The organism is Chitinibacter sp. S2-10 (genome assembly GCF_046530675.1).
Taxonomy (GTDB): domain Bacteria; phylum Pseudomonadota; class Gammaproteobacteria; order Burkholderiales; family Chitinibacteraceae; genus Chitinibacter.
In genome coordinates, this window is record NZ_CP172558.1 from 163,556 (window position 1) to 180,889 (window position 17,334).

Consider the following 17,334-nt stretch of genomic DNA (forward strand, 5'->3'; position numbering starts at 1 on the left):
AAAAATTGAACTTCCATAATCAATCATTTCGCTATCGGTCATTCCCCATTCGCGTTAACCTGAAACCTTTCATTCTGTACCGAGGATCTCAAAATGAAAGTTCTCGCCCTTTGCGGCAGTTTGCGTGAAAAATCAAGCAATAAAGGACTGCTGCGCTGCGCACAAGCCAATGCGCCCGAAGGCATGAGCATCACGATTGCCGATCTCTCCGCGGTTCCATTTTATAACGCAGATCTGACCGAAAAACCTGCCGCGGTCAAAACCTTACTAGCTCAGATGGATGAGGCCGACGCCTTTATTTTTGGCGGCCCAGAATACAATTACTCGATTTCCCCTGCACTCAAAAATGCCATTGACTGGGCATCGCGCGCCGAAGGCAATACAATCCTTGGCGGCAAAGCGGCAGCCTTGATGGGCGCAGGCGGCGGAATGGGCACATCACGTGCACAGCATCATTTGCGGCAGGTTTGCGTGTTTGTCGATATTCATCCACTCAACAAACCCGAAGTTTTTGCCAATGCTTTTGGTAGCAGCTTTGATGCAGATGGCAATGTTGTCGACGAAAAAATCAAAGAAAATATCCGTATGCAGCTCATCGCGCTGGCTGCCTGGTCAGAACGAATCAGGCAATAAAACACTCAAGGGTATATCCATCAAGGCCAGACATAGCATTGCTTAGATGAATATACCCTAGGCTATAATTTGCCAAACGCCCTTCACTCGTCCTTCAATCGGTTGATACTGGGTTTTGTACGACATTTTGCGGCAATCCTTAATCCAGTAGCCCAGATAAACATAGGGCAAGCCCAATTGCCGGGCGAGACCAACTTGCCACAGTACGTTATAAACACCCAGGCTGCGCGCAGGGAAATCAGGATCAAAAAAGGTATACACCGAAGACAATCCGTCTTCGAGCTGGTCAATCAGGCTGACCATGCGCACCACGCCGTCCTCAAGAAATTCGGCCAGAAAACTGGAGACATTGCTTTTGAGCAGAAAGCTCTCGTACTGTTCACGATTATCCTGATCCATACCGCCACCCGCATGCCGTGAGCGCTGATAACGCTGATATAGCGCGAAATGTTCTTCGCGAAAACTCAGTTCCATCAGCCTCACTTTCAGATTCGGATTGCGCTGCATGACCCTGCGCTGGGTACGGCTAGGTAAAAATTGAGCCACAAGCAGACGAACTGGCACGCAGGCTTCGCAATGATCACACCAGGGCCGATAGACGAACTGCCCGCTACGCCGAAATCCCTGAGCAACTAACTGGCTATAAATGGCACTATCAATCAACTCTGATGGCACGGCCACTTGCGAGCGCGCCAGCTGATTTTCCAGATAGCTACATGGATAGGGTGCGGTAGCGTAAAACTGAAGCTGCACCGTGTGTTTACGAAAGCTGTCGTTCATCGCAGTCCTTGCTATCACGAACACTGGCCACCTGACGACTCGTATCGATAATGCCAAGGACCAAGTAGGTCATGGTGTGCGGTTAATGCATCGAGTTCACTGACAAATTGTTCGCGCTCGATTGTCTTGGCGCCAAAACGCGCAAGGTGGTCGGTGTACATCTGACAATCAATCAATCCGAATCCTTGTTGCTGCAACCATTGCACTGCGTGGACAAACGCGATCTTGGAAGCATCAGCACGACGGGCGAACATGGATTCACCATAGAACATTTTTCCAATGGCCATGCCATAAAGCCCACCGACCAATTCATCATCCATCCAGCATTCAACACTATGCGCATACCCTGCGCCATGCAACGCAATATAGGCATCCAGCATCTCAGGGGAAATCCAGGTACCTGCTTGCCCGGTTCGGGGCTCAGCACACGCCATCATGACCTGGGCAAACGCCTGGTCAAAACTGATGCGATAAGGGCGATTGCGAATAACCTTGGCAAGCGAGCGGTGGATATGCAGCTCTGCCGGATAGAGCACCATGCGCGGATTGGGGCTCCACCATAAAATGGGTTCGCCAGGCATAAACCACGGAAATATCCCCTGCCGATAAGCGGCAAGCACCCGGTTCGGAGAAAGATCTCCGCCGGCTGCCAGCAGGCCATTTGGTTCGCGCAAGGCCTGGGCCACAGGAGGAAACTGCAGACGATGATGATCCAGCCAGGGAATCATAAAGGAGCGTGGTGCGCGAAATTATTTTTTAACTTTAGTCTGACATTCTGCGCAAATGCCATAGAGATACATTTCATGCTCCTGAATATGAAAGCCGTGCTTCTCGGCTACGGCATCTTGACGGGCTTCGATTTCCGGGTCATAAAATTCTTCGACTTTGCCGCACTTCACGCATACCAGATGATCATGATGTTCGCCGTGATTCAGCTCGAATACCGATTTACCTGTATCAAAATGATGGCGTACCAGAATCCCGGCTTGCTCAAACTGCGTCAATACGCGGTAAACCGTAGCCAAACCAATATCAATTTCTTCCGCCATGAGCAAACGGTAAACATCTTCAGCCGTCAAATGACGTTCGGTACTGGTTTCAAACAAATTCAGGATTTTCAGGCGGGGGCCGGTTGCCTTTAAACCCATGCCTTTCAATTCAGCCGCTTTGCTCATTTTAATTTTTCCCACTGTCGATGTGTGCGATATTGGCGTAATCCGGTTATCATATAGCGTTTTTCGGTGCCGCGCACCGACCCTAACAGTGAAGCGTACGAGCATGAAGGCCAGAATCTTAACTGTAATCCTCAGCGGTAGCCTGTTAATGACCGGTTGCAGCGTAATCAATTTCATCACGCCGTATAAGCTTGATATCCCACAAGGTAACGCAATTACTGCTGATCAGATTGCCAATCTGAAACCCGGTATGACACAAAATCAAGTTCGCTTCGTTTTGGGCACCCCGCTCTTGGTCGACCCCTTCCATCAGCAACGCTGGGAATACATTTACCTGAATTCACAGGGGGGCAAGGAGCTTGAGAAAAAGCGCTTTAGCGTCATTTTCACCGACAATATGCTGACCAGTTGGGAAGGTGAAGTCTTACCCGAGCCGCCTGCGCGTAAAAAAGCCCGATCCGTCGGTAGCGCCCCGGCGGATGCCGATGAATTAATGAGTTCGAAAATTGATCCGGGCAATGTTGGCAGCAAAGAAGTCGAAGTCAAACCCCTGATTGAAAAAGGATTTTAAATGACGATGAAAATCGCCATTGCCGGCGCCAGTGGCCGCATGGGGCGCATGCTGATTGAGGCCGTGGTCAACGCCAATGATGCCGAATTGTTCGCTGCACTTGATCGTGCCAATAGTGAAAGTATCGGCTCCGATGCCACTGCATTCTTGGGAAAAAATAGCGGAGTATTGATTAGCAGCGATTTAAGCGCGCTCAATGGTGCTGATGTCATCATCGACTTCACTCGTCCCGAAGGCACACTTGAGCACCTGAAAGCCTGCCAACAATACGGCGTCAACATGATCATCGGTACAACCGGCTTTGATGAAGCAGGTCGCGCAGCCATTGCCACCGCGAGTGAACAGATCGCGATTGTATCGGCTTACAATATGAGCGTTGGAGTCAACCTAGTCTTCAAGCTACTGGAAATTGCCGCCGGCGTACTCAATCAAGGCTACGACGTTGAAATTGTCGAAATGCATCACAAACACAAAGTCGATGCACCTTCAGGCACGGCTATTGCCATGGGCGAAGCTGTTACCAAAGCTTGGGACAAAGCATTAAAAGACGTGGCGGTCTGGTCACGAGAAGGCATTACTGGCGAGCGTCAGGATGGCACCATCGGTTTTGCCACCCTACGCGGTGGCGATGTGATCGGCGATCATACCGTGGTATTTGCCGGGGCTGGCGAGCGGGTAGAAGTCACACACAAGGCCAGCAATCGCACTATTTATGCCCAAGGCAGTCTGCGTGCGGCACGCTTTCTTGCCAACAAAACCAATGGGCATTTCGATATGCAGGACGTTTTAGGCCTCAAATAGCCAAAATGAGACGACATGAAAAAGCGAGGTTAGATCACCTCGCTTTTTTGTTTTCCTTTGCGATGATATGAATAAATTAACTTTAAGAGATCGCAAGCTAATTATTCGCTCTTTCCTGCAAAATCAACAGCTTCTCGTAGATCACATTACGTTAAAAATTTGGCTGTAATGAATTAATTCACGTTGAACACAGCACATTCCAATTGCAATAAAGATACTGCAAAACGATCTACGACATCTACCACTACGAAAGAACGTCATCCAAAGATCAACGGGGCATCGAATCGACACTCCGTACAGGTTCGGCATTTCATTGATTGAGGCGAGTACCATGACTGCCTTATGCCAAAAACCTTTAAAGGGGATCAATTTATTGATCAGGGTTAGCCTTTGCGGCTGGATACTAAAACCATCAGAAAAGAATCGTTCAAATTCGCCTCCTGTGTTTCAGTTATAACAACAACTCATCGAATCCAAACTAGCCTCCTGTTTTGTTGCTGTATTGTTACTCTAGTCCTAAACATTCAATCCTGCAACATATCCTGACGACCAGGCCCATTGAAAATTGTATCCGCCCAGCCATCCAGTCACATCGACTACCTCACCAACAAAATACAAACCCGGTACTTTGCGCGCCATCATGGTCTTGGAAAGCAGCTCGTCGGTATCAACCCCGCCACGCGTCACTTCGGCTTTTTTATAACCTACGGTTCCTGACGGCTTTACTTGCCAACAATGCAACTGCGCCTCGATTGATTGTAATACCTTGGTAGAGTATTGCTTCAAAGGCCTTATTTCACCTGATTTTTGCAAGAATACCTGCACAAATCGCTTTGGCAATACGTCAGACAAAACCGTCGAAAGCAAGGCATCACGATTCGCTGTCGCGAGAAAATTTTGTAAATCCAGCTCGGGAATCAGATCCATTTCGATCATTTCACCCGCTTGCCAGTAGCTGGAAATTTGCAAAATTGCCGGGCCTGAAACACCTTTATGGGTAAATAATATCGCTTCGCGAAACTGTTGCATCTGACATGAAACGACAACGTCTTCAATCGCTACCCCAGCCAACTCGCCCCATAAGTCTTCTGCCTGAAAAGTCAACGGCACCAGTGCCGCAGCTTGCGGAATAATTTTCAAGTCAAATTGTTTGGCTACTTCATAACCGAATGCCGTCGCGCCAATTTGCGGAATAGACAAACCACCCGAAGCAATCACCAGCGACTGGCAATGCCACGTTTCCTGACTGGTCTCAATAACAAAGCCACCCGCTTGGGCTTGTGCCACACTGATGATGCTCGTCCCCATCCGCCAGATGACATCCCCCTGCTCGACCTCGTCTTTGAGCATCCGGATAATGCCGTCCGAATTCTGATCACAAAATAACTGCCCCAACGTTTTCTCATGAAACGTCAGTCCGTGCTTACAAAGCATCGCAATAAAATCATGCTGCGTGTATTGCTTGAGTGCCGATTTGACGAAATGCGGGTTATTTGAAATATAGCAATCAGGGTGGATATTCAGATTGGTGAAATTGCAGCGACCACCGCCGGAAATACGAATTTTTTCGGCCAATTTGGTACTGTGATCTACCAGAACGACACGCCGTCCGCGCTGCCCGGCTGTTGCCGCACACATCAAGCCGGCAGCGCCAGCACCAATAATCACCACATCGGTTTCAATCATTTCCACCTCTCATATCAAGCCGCTATTGTACCCGCTCAACTCAAAGACAAGCGCAATGCAATTGGCAAAACCAACACTCAACAGCGCATAAGGTATAACCCCATTGGCATTATTACGCAGGCAACAGCATCAAGCTCTGGCGTAAAATATGACCATTAACCCCCGCTGGAGCCCTTTGCATGCATACGATGATTGTTACCGACCTGGATGGCACCCTGCTCGACTCCGAACACAAAGTCGATCCTTACACCGCAGAGACTTTTCAGGCGCTAGCAGCACTGGGTATCAATATCACCATCGCCACTGGCCGCCACTTTCTCGACGTCAAAAGCATTCGCAATGTGCTGGGCATTCCGGCGCATTTAATCACCTCCAACGGGGCTCGGGTTCATGCCCCCAATGACGACGAGATTTACGCCGAAAATATCGAGCCCGCGCTGGCACGCGCACTGCTGCAGCCCGAATTTTCCGCCGGCTCATTGCTCAATGCCTATGTCGATGAAGGCTGGCTGGTTGAGCGCGAATGCCCCGAGTTAGTCGGCGTTTATTACAAGGATTCCGGTTTTGGCTATCAGGTTTGCGAGCTGAAAAACCACAGTGGCGAGGGTCTGGCCAAAATTTTATATATTGGTGGACATGAAGCGCTGACGGCGATTGAAGCCAAAATTCTGGCCGCATATCGTGATCAGGTTTATATCACTTTCTCGGCGCACGATTGCCTCGAAGTCATGGCGCCAACAGTATCGAAAGGACATGCCCTGCAAGCCGTACTCGCACGCCTTGATTCGGACAAGGCACATTGCATCGCATTTGGCGACGGGCAAAACGATATTGAGATGCTGGGCGTTGCGGGCACAGCCTTTGTAATGGCCAATGCCAGCCCCAAGCTCAAAGCGGCACATCCGCACCTGCCTGTGATTGGCAGCAACGAACACCATGGTGTGGCGGCTCAATTGCGGAGCATGTTCAAACTCTGACCAGCAGGAGGCAACCTCATGCGTTTGGCAACTTTCATCATGGGTATCTTTATGAGTGGCTTATCTGTAGCAGCCTGCAGCCCAATACTCCAACATAAATTCAAAACCCTGCAAGGCCAGCCCTTTGATTTATGCCAGTATGCAGGCAAACCGGTGCTGGTGGTCAACACAGCCAGCAAATGCGGCTTTACCAAGCAATTTACCAAACTGGAAAAAATCTACGATCAATACAAAGGACGTGGCCTGCTGGTAATCGGCTTTCCGTCCAATGATTTCAAGCAGGAGCTGGAAAGTAACGCCGAAATTGGCGAGTTTTGCAAACTCACCTATATGGTTGAATTTCCGATGATGGAAAAATCCAGTGTCACAGGAAAAAACGCCAATCCGCTGTACCAGCAACTGATCCAGGCATCTGACACCAGCCCGAAATGGAATTTTTACAAATACCTGATCGCGCCCGACGGTAAAACGGTGACAGTGTATAGCTCGCTCACCGAGCCTGATAACAAGGAAATCATTGGCAAAATCGAAGGCTGGCTAATGCAAAAATAGCAAGCAGATTTATCCATGCCCAAAGGTACCCAGCATCTTGTCCAGCCACTTGGATGCGGTCAGGCGCTGCGGCATCGTCCCCTTGTACAGCATTTCTTCCAGCAAACGGAATGCTTCCTTGCGCTGCCCAGAGTCAATAAGCAGAGCGATCTCCTGCAAAACAGGATCATCTGATTGATAATCGGCATTTGCTGCGCGAGATAAGGGCTTGTGCATCTGAGGCGGTGAAACATTGAGTTCGTCCGTAATACTTACAGCCTCGATTTCTATAGGATTTTCAACAAGATTTACTGCTTGTGGCTCTGAAATAGCATTCTTAGTCAAAGTATATGGCGAAGGAGCTGCAGGCTTATCGGTCAAACTGACCAATTCATCTTGCAACGTAAATTGCAGCTCAGAAAAAGCTTGATCCGTTTCTGTTTTTAACAGATTAGAAAATGCCAAATGACCTGATTCACCGCCTTGCACTTCAAGATAAGGAATTATCGAGTCATCTATATCCAGTGATTGATACAATGGATTTGCCGGATCAACCATAGCACCCAGTTGTTGCACATTTTTCCATAATGCATCACTGGCAAACTGCAATCGGAAAGCCACCGCCTTTTCCTGAAAAGCCTCCGACATATTATTTGCCTGGAAAATTTCAAACAGCTTCATCCACAATGCTAATGCGGCGGGGTGCTGTTGGATTTCATGGCTCAACAAGTTAATTGCTTGCGGGATCAAACCGTGATCCAGCAGTAGTTGCGCCTCTTCAGTCACATTCCCCGGCGAGACTACATCCATATCTTCGGTGTGCCATTCTTCACGTTGATCACGATGGATAGGTGTTCCAATTCGCTGAGTATCCAGCCCGCCATGATGAACCGCAGAAACAGCAGGGCTTACGCTATCAAAATTGGTTTGATTTCGTAATGGGGAACTACTTGGTGCAAAAATAGGGTAATCATCATCCTTTGCCCCACGCAACCAGCGTCGCCCCCCGACCAAACCAATCGACAACAACACAAACATTAGTAATGACCAGATCCAATTACGCTCAATCCACCCTGCAATACCCGACGAGTCGCTGGAGGGCATCGTTTCAATGGATTGATTCTGTTTATGGGCATCAACTCCACGCTCTGATTCATCACGCAACAGTTTCAAATTAACATCACGCTGATCTTGCATATCGTTCTGCAACTGCAAAAGCTGTTCACGCAACTGCAACGATTGTTCGGGCGTCAAATTATTCTGCGTTTGGGTATTGATATAGACATCGGACAAACGCAATTTGAATTCACTAGCAGCCAAGCCATCTTGCTCAACAACAGGAGGAAGACTCAGCTCGGACTCAGTCATCCCCGGAGGGGATATTTGATCCAGGGGAGGAATCGTCTTGGATTGTGGCACCTCATCATGGACAGGAACCGGTGGCGCCTTGCCCTGCGGTACTGGCAATTGAATACGCCAATCCCCCTCCAGACGGGCATGGGTGTTTTGAGGTAAATCGGGATTAAGGCTGTAAATCCCTTCTACCAATACCTGCTGACGTATTTTATCTCCGGGATAATAACTCGCAGCAATTTTCGCTACAGAATCGCCCTCTTCTGTCAGCCATGCGCTACCCAGCGCAGGCAATTTTCGAGAACTGCCACTTCTGGCATTTTTGCCCGGATTGTATGTGCCAAAATGGCGTACGCCACGATACTCGGGCGGATCGAGCATGATACGATAATCGCGCTGAAAAGTTGGCTGATCCCCCTCCAACGGACACTTCACCCTGACTGCAACATTAACCAGGGGCTCTTTTGAACTCTCCTCCGCCTGAATCAGTAAGCGGCCACCGCCTGCATCATATTGATAAACCAATTGTGCATTGCGCAATACACCATTAGCAGCCTCATCTTTCGGTGACACAAGTCGAAAACATGGCGTAGTCAAATCTTCTTCGCCATTAGAAATCACGGGAATTGTGGCGAGAAAACGCTCCCCCAAGGCAGACCGAACCTGAATCTCACCCAACATTGCAGCTTGTACGGATACATGAGCTAGCCCAGTGATAACAAGCAGAGTAATCCAACAAAAATATGGCAAACGTATGATCTTGACGGTCATAAAAAAGGAAAAGCGCTCCAATTGGCCTAAACAATATCCAGATGATCCAGCCCGGATAGCACGTCGCGTTGCTTGGCATCAGAACTATTTAGCTTGATCTGCAAACGCAAATCATTGACCGAATCAGCATTGCGCAAAGCATCTTCATAAGTAATCTGACCGTCTTCAAACAGATCAAACAAGGATTGATCGAATGTTTGCATCCCCAACTCTCGAGATTTTTTCATAATCTCTTTGATTTCATGCACTTCGCCCTTGAAAATCAGTTCTGAAATCAGCGGGGAATTGAGCATCACTTCAACCGCAGCAATCCGTCCCTTGCCCGAGGCATGCGGTACCAGCCGTTGCGAGACAAAAGCTTTCAAATTGAGAGACAAATCCATCAACAATTGTTGACGACGCTCTTCGGGAAAAAAGTTGATAATCCGGTCCAGAGCCTGATTCGATGAGTTCGCGTGCAAGGTTGCCATACACAAGTGGCCGGTTTCGGCAAAAGCAATCGCGTAATCCATCGTCTCGCGATCCCGGATTTCACCGATCAAAATCACATCCGGCGCTTGGCGCAATGTATTTTTCAGCGCAGCCATCCATGAATCGGTATCGACCCCGACTTCCCGCTGGGTAATGATCGAGTTTTTATGCTCATGCACGTATTCGATCGGGTCTTCAATCGTAATGATATGGTCATACGCATTTTCATTGCGATGACCGATCATTGCAGCCAGCGAGGTCGATTTACCTGACCCTGTACCGCCAACAAAGATAACCAAACCACGTTTGGTCATCGCAATATCTTCCAAAACGGGAGGCAAATTCAATTCAGCCAGCTTGGGAATATCTGAATTAATTGTCCGCAGCACCATCCCAACCCGACCTTGCTGCATAAAGGCATTCACCCGGAAACGCCCCATATTGCCGGGACTGATCGCGAAGTTACATTCCTTGTGTGCTTCAAAGTCTTCGGCCTGGCGATCATTCATGATGGCTCGCGCCAACTCTTTGGTGTGTTGTGCACTTAATACTTGATTCGAAACAGGCGTCACCCGCCCATCAATTTTCATTGCCGGAGGAAAATCAACGGTAATAAATAAATCGGATGCATTCTTGCCGCGCATATGGCGTAGCAAGTCATGCATAAATTTGGCAGCCTGTTCTTTTTCCATGTGTTTCCTGCCCCAGTTTAACCTTTGAAATTATCAGGAATCGCCGCTTTATTGCGCGCCTCGGCAATTGAAACAATATTGCGCTGCACCAGATTTTGCAGACACTGATCCAGCGTCTGCATACCGTGCGCAGAGCCTGTTTGAATGGCCGAATACATTTGTGCGACTTTATTTTCACGAATCAGGTTACGAATCGCCGGAATACCGATCATGATTTCATGGGCAGCAACACGCCCCGTGCCATCTTTGGTCTTGAGTAGCGTCTGCGAAATCACGGCGCGCAATGATTCGGACAGCATTGAACGCACCATTTCTTTTTCCGCAGCCGGAAAAACGTCAACCACCCGGTCGATTGTTTTAGCGGCCGAACTGGTGTGCAAAGTCCCGAACACCAAATGCCCCGTTTCGGCGGCAGTCAATGCCAATCGTATCGTTTCCAGATCACGCATCTCCCCCACCAGCACAATATCCGGGTCTTCCCGCAAAGCCGAGCGCAAGGCATTGGCAAACGACAAAGTATGCGGACCGACTTCACGCTGGTTGACCAGACATTTTTTGGATTGATGCACAAACTCGATCGGGTCTTCCACCGTCAGAATATGGCCAAACTCATTATCGTTAATGAAATTGATCATCGCGGCCAGAGTGGTCGACTTACCCGAACCGGTAGGCCCAGTCACCAGCACCAGACCACGCGGATTCATTGCGATATCCTGAAAAACTTTGGGTGCATTAAGCTCTTCGAGCGTGAGCACTTTGGATGGAATCGTCCGAAATACCGCGCCGGCTCCCCGATTTTGCACGAAAGCATTGACCCGGAAACGTGCCAGATTGGGAATCTCGAACGAAAAATCACACTCCAGCGTGTCTTCATACACCTTACGCTGTCCGTCGTTCATGATGTCGTACACCATATCGTGTACGTCTTTATGATCCATCGCGGGTAAATTAATACGACGTACATCGCCATGAACCCGGATCATCGGCGGCAATCCCGCCGACAAATGCAAGTCAGATGCCTTGTTTTTGACCGAAAACGCTAAGAGTTCCGAGATTTCCATTTATAATTCTTCCTCTTATTCACGAATCAGGTCTGCGTTTAATCGGCAGGCATCCTGACAAAATTATCCGTTCATTATGGCAATGTTATTTGAAGCATGGCAAGGCGTACAAGGCAGGATAAGCGCAGCGTGCACAGCTTGTGCGAGAAAGCCGCAAGAAATTACCTTACTGGCCGTGAGCAAAACCTTTCCTGCCGCAGATATCCACCAGCTCTACCAACTCGGACAGCGTGAATTCGGCGAAAACTACGCACAGGAACTGGAACAAAAAGCCACCGAACTAGCCGACTGTCACGAGCTCGTCTGGCACTTTATCGGACCTTTGCAAAGCAATAAAACCCGCATCGTTGCCAATGCAGCGCACTGGGTACATACCATCGAGCGCAGCAAAATTGCCGAAAGGCTCAACAATCAGCGCCCAGCCGCCTTGCCACCGCTCAACGTCTGTTTGCAAGTTAATGTCTCGGGCGAAGCGAGCAAATCCGGCGTTGCTCCCGATGAATTATTAGTGTTGGCACGCAACGTTGCACAAATGCCAAGACTGAAACTGCGCGGCCTGATGTGCATCCCCGAGGCAACGGCCGATCAAGTAAAGCTCGCCAAACAGTTTCAATTACTGAAACAATGTCAGGATATGCTGAACGCACACGGTTTTGCACTCGACACGCTCTCAATGGGCATGTCGTCTGATTTGGAACTGGCCATTGCCAATGGCTCGACTTTAGTTCGCGTGGGCAGCGCTATTTTTGGTGCCCGCCCTTATTTAGCATCACCTCCAGAGCAGGAACAATAATGATCATTACCTTTATCGGTGGCGGTAATATGGCCACCGCCATGATTGGCGGCATGCTGGCACAAGGCTTTAGCGGCAATGAAATTCATGTTGTCGAGCCAGACGAAACCAAACGTGCGCAATTAAATGCTCAATACGGCATCAGTACTTCCGCGCCCGGTGAAGCACTGCCAAAAAGTACCGCGATTCTGTTTGCCGTTAAACCACAACAATTCAAGGCGGTGACCGCCGAAGTCTTGCCACAATTAGATGATGCACTAGTGATTTCGATTGCAGCGGGAATTCGTGTCGATACACTATCCCGGTTTCTGGCTGGACACCAACGTATCATTCGCGTCATGCCCAATACCCCTGCCCTAGTGCAAGCCGGCATTTCCGGCGTTTATGCGGGAGAAGCCGTCAGCGAAGCAGACCGTGAACTCACCCGCCGGATTCTGGCGTCGATTGGCGAGCAAGTCTGGGTCGACGACGAGCATCAGATTGACGGCATTACCGCCATCTCCGGCAGCGGACCGGCGTATATTTTTTACTTTATGGAAGCACTGCAGGCCGCTGCGCGCGCGCAAGGCTTTGAACCCGAAATTGCTCACAAACTGGCGTATCAAACTTTCGCCGGCGCAGTCAAACTGGCGCTCAGCAGTGAAGACGATGCGGGAACTTTGCAGCAGAAAGTCACCTCAAAAGGCGGCACAACCGAACGCGCGATCAAAGCGCTCGATACCAGCCAGGTGCGCTCGACGATCATCGCAGCAGCAGGTGCTGCCGCAGCCCGTTCACGCGAACTGGGCGAAGAGCTGGGTCGTGATATCGAGCCATAAAAGGGATGAACATGTTCAACAGCATTCTGGATTTTTTAATCCGCAACTTGCTTGAGTTTTTAATTCTGCTGCTGCTAACGCGTTTTTACCTGCAGGCTGCCAAAGTCTCTTTTCGGCATCCGCTAGGGCAATTTGTTCTGGCTTTGACGAACTGGCTGGTCTTGCCGGTGCGCAAAATCATTCCGCCGATCAAAGGCTACGACAGCACCAGCATGGTCATGGCCTGGCTGATCGCGCTGATCATGCACTCGCTGCTACTGGCCATTACACCATGGCCTTATGATTTTGCCTCTGGCTCATCGCTGCTCGCTCTGGCACTGACCGCGACATTGGAACTGGTCAAAATGTCGTTGTATTTGCTGTTTGCTGCAGTCATTGGTCAGGTTCTGATGAGCTGGCTAGCGCCGTACAATCCGCTCATGACTATGCTCACTGGACTCACTGCGCCTTTTTTGCGGCCGATTCAGAAAATCATTCATCCGATTGGCGGCATCGACATTTCACCGCTGCTGCTGATTCTGGCGATTCAACTTTGCCTGATGATCGTCGGCCAACTCGAACCGATGATTCTGCAAAGCGTGAAGCTGATCGGATAAACCATGAGCTGGTACAGCGTCGACGGAGTTCAAATCACGCTACGGCTGCACATCCAGCCCGGTGCGAAAAAAACCGAATGTGCGGGGCTGTATGGCGAGGCAATGAAAATTCGCCTCGCTGCCCCGCCCGTCGACGGCAAAGCCAACCAGTCGCTGATCGTCTGGCTGGCTGATTTTTTCAAAGTGCCGCAACGCCAAGTGCAAATCAAAAGCGGCGAAACCAATCGCCGCAAAGTAGTCTGCATTAGTGGCAGCGGGGTATTGCCATCAACCCTAAACCCCAATTAATCTAGCGATCAATACGTGGCGGGGTATTTGTAGCATCGGCGGCATTTTGCGGATCAACCCGGCGATATTCACCATCAATCACGCCATCCTGCACCGGCGTACTGCCACTACGAGCAGCAGTCGACGTCCACCACGGCAACAGCAAAATCAGTCCAATCACATCGCCAATCACGCCGGGAATAATAAACAGCAAGGCAGCAATATAGTAACGCGCGACGCTCATCAGGCTATTAATCCCAAGTCGGCCAGTGCGCAGATCACTCATCAGCGTCAAACCAATCGCCAGCCGTTGATGACGCAACATCAGTACCCCGACAGCAAAACTTAGCAGTACAATCAGCAAAGTCGCCAGCGAGCCAATCGCGTCGGCCAGCCAGAACAGCGACATCATTTCCAACACTGGATAAGCCAGAATACTGGCAAAGATTAAATACGGCATGCAAACTCCTCATGATTCGCTCGTAGTATGCTGCAATTGCCCCGATGAGACCAGCGCCCACCTGCTGGCACAGGGCATTATTACAGCCCGTCTGGCTGCTTGTGTGAACCAAATGGCCGCAGTAAAGTCTAGCTATCACTGGCACGGCAAGATCGAACAAATGACCGAAGTGCCATTGATGATTAAAACCACCGTCGCAGCCTATCCGCAGCTGGAACAGTGGCTACTTGAACATCATCCTTATGAAGTGCCAGAGATTATCGCGCTGCCGATTATCGCAGGAGCGGCCAGCTATCTGGACTGGATCGCCAAAGAAGTTAACCTGGATCAGAAATAACTATGTTGCGTCTGCCTCAATTCATTAGCTGCCTGCTACTGGGTCTGTTTTCAATCCTGGCCTGGGGAAATAGTGAATTTTTACCGCCGGAAAAAGCATTTCGCGCCGAATTGACCCGGATCGATGCCAAAACCATCGAAGCCCGCTTCACCATTGCGCCAGGCTACTACCTGTACCGGGACCGTATCCAGATCAGCGCCAATGGTCTTGTGCTCTCTACGCAAATACCCCCTGGCGAGATCAAGAACGACCCCAGCTTTGGCAAAGTCGCTGTTTTTCACAAGCAATTGATTATCAGACTGAGCACCCCGCAAGCGATTGGCGCACAGCAAGCCTTCACACTGAAATATCAAGGTTGCGCCGAGGCTGGCATTTGTTACCCGCCACAAACGCAAACGATCAAACTGGGGGAATCCAAATCTCCTGCGCTCAAACAGCTTTTCGGTGCACAAAACAACGTAAACCCACCTACCCCCGAGCAACAATTTTTCGGGGGTAGTTTTTTTGGCACGCTGGGAGTGTTCTTTCTCGCAGGCATTGCACTGGCACTGACTGCCTGCATGTACCCCTTGATTCCGATTGTCTCGGGCATTGTCATCGGCCAGCACAAAACGCACCGCTGGCATGCTTTCAGCCTGACTTTTGTTTACGTACAAGGGATGGCAATTTCTTATACGGTCATTGGCGTGGCGGCGGCACTCACCGGCACTCTGCTCGTCGTTGCCTTGCAGCAGCCCTGGGTCATTGCGTTATTTGCACTGTTTTTTGTCGCAATGGCATTGTCAATGTTCGGCCTGTTCAACGTGCAGCTTCCCGCCTCGCTACAAAGCAGATTAAGTAGCGCAAGCATGAAACTGCCGGGTGGAAAATGGACTTCAGTGCTCTTGATGGGGTTGCTGTCCGCACTGATTATCGGCCCCTGCATCGCTCCGCCACTGGCTGCCGCTTTGGCCTATATCGGCCAAAGCGGCAATATCTGGCTCGGCGGCTCGGCACTCTATAGCATGGCTTTGGGACTTGGCCTGCCTTTGCTGGCGATTGGCGCTTTTGGTTCTACCGTCCTGCCCAAAATTTCGGGCAAGGTCATGCAAGGAATCAAAATCATTTTTGGGGTGGTATTGCTCGCAATGGCGCTCTGGGTCTCGCGTTCACTATGGGAACCCTACCTGGGTATCCAGGAATCAAATCGATTGGTTTTCCAAACTGTTCGCAGCACCAGTGAACTTGATCGTGCCTTGAGCCAAGCCAAGGGCCAGCGTGTCATGGTCGACTTTTATGCCGATTGGTGCGTCAGCTGCATCGAATTTGAGCGCGAGACGCTGAGCAAACCCGATGTTCAGGCCGCACTCAAAGACTATCGGCTAATCCGGGTCGATGTCACGGCCAACAGCCCCGCTGACGCCCAATTGTTGGCACGCTATCAGCTCTACGGTCCGCCAGCTTTGATTTTCTATACGCCAACAGGACAGGAAATCGATTCGCGCATTATCGGCTTTCAGGATTCACCTCAGTTCTTGAACACATTGGCGACAAGCAAAGCTTTATCATGCAGTTCAACCGTGTGTTGATCGTGACTCTCATCTATTTTCGGAAAAGTCCAATGAAAAAATGGTTCACTCTGCTTGCGCTCTTTGCGGCTCAATTCGCCTGGTCTGCCGATCCATTCTGGAGCATGAGCTTTCCCGACTTGCAGGGCAAAGCTCAGGCGAGCAAGCAGTGGCAAGGAAAAATGCTGATCGTCAATTACTGGGCGACCTGGTGTAGCCCTTGCCGACAGGAAATGCCGGAGATGGTGCAGTTGCAGAAACAATACGCAGGGAAAGTGCAGTTCATTGGTATCGCGATTGACGAACCCGCTCCTGCGAAACAATTCTCGAAGGAAATCGGCGTCAATTACCCGATTTTAATCGGCAGCAATAGCGCGATGGATTTGATGCGCAGCCAAGGTAATACTCAGGGTGGCCTGCCGTTTACCGTTTTTTTTGATCGCAACGGGCAGCTTGTCGCCAAACAGACCGGAAAAATCAGCAAGACAGCCCTTGAAGCCCAGATAAAAAAATACGCCCGGTAAGGGCGTATTTTTTAGCACGGAAATCCAGGCAGAAACTTCAGAAGCCGCAGAAAACATCACGCAACATCGCGATCACATCCAGTGTCCGCACATCACCCACGCGATAATAAACGCGATTGGCGTCTTTACGCGTCCGTAGTACGCCTTTCTCGCGCATCAGCGCCAGATGCTGGGAAATATTCGACTGAGTCGTTCCAACTCGTTCTACGATGTCCTGCACACTGACCTCCTGATCAGCCAGTACGCATAAAATTTTCAAACGCAAGGGGTGAGACATGGCTTTCATCGCGCGGGAGGCCTGCTCGATGTGCTCATCATCCATACTTCCAATTGATTCATTCATTTTTACAATTCTTTATTTTGTGCTTGAGCCGGATCAGCTTTGCGCCACAAGTACGACCTTCTCAGGTTCTGTTGAGTTAGAATACTAACCGTGTTTGAAATCAATTCGCAACCGTAGATCGGCGATTATCCAGCAATCGGTAGCGAA

At 49.9% G+C, this 17,334-nt stretch carries 21 protein-coding genes; 12 read left to right on the forward strand and 9 right to left on the reverse strand.

The genetic code is table 11. The features are described 5' to 3' along the window. The first annotated feature begins 93 nt into the window (after positions 1-93). Positions 94-633 carry an NADPH-dependent FMN reductase gene (locus ACG2XO_RS00725; RefSeq protein WP_410498934.1) on the forward strand — a complete coding sequence of 180 codons (540 nt, stop codon included), beginning with the start codon at positions 94-96 and terminating at the stop codon, positions 631-633. 57 nt (positions 634-690) lie between these two features. Here the strand turns inward: ACG2XO_RS00725 and ACG2XO_RS00730 are convergent, their stop codons facing one another. The 3 genes from ACG2XO_RS00730 to fur are packed head-to-tail and all read right to left on the reverse strand — an operon-like array spanning position 691 to position 2,588. Then, positions 691-1,413: an arginyltransferase gene (locus ACG2XO_RS00730; RefSeq protein ID WP_410498935.1), complete on the reverse strand. Its 723-nt coding sequence runs from the start codon at positions 1,411-1,413 to the stop codon at positions 691-693. Positions 1,414-1,427: 14 nt separating this feature from the next. Continuing rightward, positions 1,428-2,141, reverse strand: a complete 714-nt coding sequence (gene aat, locus ACG2XO_RS00735) for a leucyl/phenylalanyl-tRNA--protein transferase (RefSeq protein WP_410498936.1) — start codon at positions 2,139-2,141, stop codon at positions 1,428-1,430. 21 nt (positions 2,142-2,162) lie between these two features. Then, the gene (gene fur / locus ACG2XO_RS00740) at positions 2,163-2,588 is read right to left on the reverse strand and encodes a ferric iron uptake transcriptional regulator (RefSeq protein WP_410498937.1); all 426 of its coding nucleotides are present in this window, start codon (positions 2,586-2,588) and stop codon (positions 2,163-2,165) included. Between the two features lie 103 nt (positions 2,589-2,691). Between fur and ACG2XO_RS00745 the strand changes: the two genes are divergently transcribed. Both ACG2XO_RS00745 and dapB read left to right on the forward strand, forming a co-directional pair. Continuing rightward, complete coding sequence (locus tag ACG2XO_RS00745) at positions 2,692-3,159, forward strand: outer membrane protein assembly factor BamE (protein ID WP_410498938.1); 468 nt, start codon at positions 2,692-2,694, stop codon at positions 3,157-3,159. After that, the gene (gene dapB, locus ACG2XO_RS00750; protein ID WP_410498939.1) at positions 3,160-3,960 is read left to right on the forward strand and encodes a 4-hydroxy-tetrahydrodipicolinate reductase; all 801 of its coding nucleotides are present in this window, start codon (positions 3,160-3,162) and stop codon (positions 3,958-3,960) included. It begins immediately after the preceding gene. A gap of 516 nt (positions 3,961-4,476) precedes the next feature. Here the strand turns inward: dapB and ACG2XO_RS00755 are convergent. Beyond that, on the reverse strand, positions 4,477-5,646 hold the full coding sequence (locus ACG2XO_RS00755) for an NAD(P)/FAD-dependent oxidoreductase (protein WP_410498940.1): 1,170 nt from the start codon (positions 5,644-5,646) through the stop codon (positions 4,477-4,479). A gap of 179 nt (positions 5,647-5,825) precedes the next feature. Between ACG2XO_RS00755 and ACG2XO_RS00760 the strand changes: the two genes are divergently transcribed. Both ACG2XO_RS00760 and ACG2XO_RS00765 read left to right on the forward strand, forming a co-directional pair. Further along, positions 5,826-6,623 (forward strand): Cof-type HAD-IIB family hydrolase, encoded by a 798-nt coding sequence (locus ACG2XO_RS00760; protein WP_410498941.1) that lies wholly within the window; start codon positions 5,826-5,828, stop codon positions 6,621-6,623. Positions 6,624-6,641: 18 nt separating this feature from the next. Beyond that, positions 6,642-7,175, forward strand: coding sequence for a glutathione peroxidase (locus ACG2XO_RS00765; RefSeq protein WP_410498942.1), 534 nt, complete (start codon positions 6,642-6,644; stop codon positions 7,173-7,175). Between the two features lie 9 nt (positions 7,176-7,184). Here ACG2XO_RS00765 and ACG2XO_RS00770 read toward each other — a convergent pair whose 3' ends face one another. The 3 genes from ACG2XO_RS00770 to ACG2XO_RS00780 are packed head-to-tail and all read right to left on the reverse strand — an operon-like array spanning position 7,185 to position 11,502. Further along, a complete protein-coding gene (locus ACG2XO_RS00770) occupies positions 7,185-9,299 on the reverse strand; it encodes a FimV family protein (RefSeq protein WP_410498943.1) in 2,115 nt (704 codons plus the stop codon). 5 nt (positions 9,300-9,304) lie between these two features. Beyond that, on the reverse strand, positions 9,305-10,441 hold the full coding sequence (locus tag ACG2XO_RS00775) for a PilT/PilU family type 4a pilus ATPase (RefSeq protein WP_410498944.1): 1,137 nt from the start codon (positions 10,439-10,441) through the stop codon (positions 9,305-9,307). A 17-nt stretch (positions 10,442-10,458) separates the two neighbouring features. After that, the gene (locus tag ACG2XO_RS00780; RefSeq protein ID WP_410498945.1) at positions 10,459-11,502 is read right to left on the reverse strand and encodes a type IV pilus twitching motility protein PilT; all 1,044 of its coding nucleotides are present in this window, start codon (positions 11,500-11,502) and stop codon (positions 10,459-10,461) included. Between the two features lie 76 nt (positions 11,503-11,578). On the opposite strand from ACG2XO_RS00780, the gene ACG2XO_RS00785 reads away from it, so the two are divergent. The 4 genes from ACG2XO_RS00785 to ACG2XO_RS00800 are packed head-to-tail and all read left to right on the forward strand — an operon-like array spanning position 11,579 to position 13,997. Continuing rightward, positions 11,579-12,295 (forward strand): YggS family pyridoxal phosphate-dependent enzyme, encoded by a 717-nt coding sequence (locus ACG2XO_RS00785; RefSeq protein ID WP_410498946.1) that lies wholly within the window; start codon positions 11,579-11,581, stop codon positions 12,293-12,295. After that, complete coding sequence (gene proC / locus ACG2XO_RS00790; RefSeq protein ID WP_410498947.1) at positions 12,295-13,113, forward strand: pyrroline-5-carboxylate reductase; 819 nt, start codon at positions 12,295-12,297, stop codon at positions 13,111-13,113. Before ACG2XO_RS00785 ends, proC begins: the two co-directional genes overlap by 1 nt. Before the next feature lie 11 nt (positions 13,114-13,124). Then, positions 13,125-13,709: a YggT family protein gene (locus ACG2XO_RS00795; protein ID WP_410498948.1), complete on the forward strand. Its 585-nt coding sequence runs from the start codon at positions 13,125-13,127 to the stop codon at positions 13,707-13,709. Positions 13,710-13,712: 3 nt separating this feature from the next. Continuing rightward, a complete protein-coding gene (locus tag ACG2XO_RS00800; protein WP_410498949.1) occupies positions 13,713-13,997 on the forward strand; it encodes a DUF167 domain-containing protein in 285 nt (94 codons plus the stop codon). 1 nt (position 13,998) lies between these two features. On the opposite strand, the gene ACG2XO_RS00805 is transcribed toward ACG2XO_RS00800, so the two are convergent. Continuing rightward, positions 13,999-14,436 (reverse strand): FxsA family protein, encoded by a 438-nt coding sequence (locus ACG2XO_RS00805; protein WP_410498950.1) that lies wholly within the window; start codon positions 14,434-14,436, stop codon positions 13,999-14,001. Between ACG2XO_RS00805 and cutA the strand changes: the two genes are divergently transcribed. From cutA to ACG2XO_RS00820, 3 genes are read left to right on the forward strand one after another with little or no spacing between them, the layout of a single operon-like run. Then, on the forward strand, positions 14,435-14,773 hold the full coding sequence (cutA, locus tag ACG2XO_RS00810; RefSeq protein ID WP_410498951.1) for a divalent-cation tolerance protein CutA: 339 nt from the start codon (positions 14,435-14,437) through the stop codon (positions 14,771-14,773). The genes ACG2XO_RS00805 and cutA overlap by 2 nt on opposite strands. A gap of 2 nt (positions 14,774-14,775) precedes the next feature. Then, positions 14,776-16,341 carry a protein-disulfide reductase DsbD gene (dsbD, locus tag ACG2XO_RS00815; protein WP_410498952.1) on the forward strand — a complete coding sequence of 522 codons (1,566 nt, stop codon included), beginning with the start codon at positions 14,776-14,778 and terminating at the stop codon, positions 16,339-16,341. Then, positions 16,320-16,844, forward strand: a complete 525-nt coding sequence (locus ACG2XO_RS00820) for a TlpA family protein disulfide reductase (RefSeq protein ID WP_410498953.1) — start codon at positions 16,320-16,322, stop codon at positions 16,842-16,844. The genes dsbD and ACG2XO_RS00820 overlap by 22 nt, the downstream gene beginning before the upstream one ends. A 37-nt stretch (positions 16,845-16,881) precedes the next feature. Here the strand turns inward: ACG2XO_RS00820 and ACG2XO_RS00825 are convergent, their stop codons facing one another. Further along, positions 16,882-17,187, reverse strand: coding sequence for an ArsR/SmtB family transcription factor (locus ACG2XO_RS00825; RefSeq protein WP_410498954.1), 306 nt, complete (start codon positions 17,185-17,187; stop codon positions 16,882-16,884). Between the last annotated feature and the right edge of the window lie 147 nt (positions 17,188-17,334).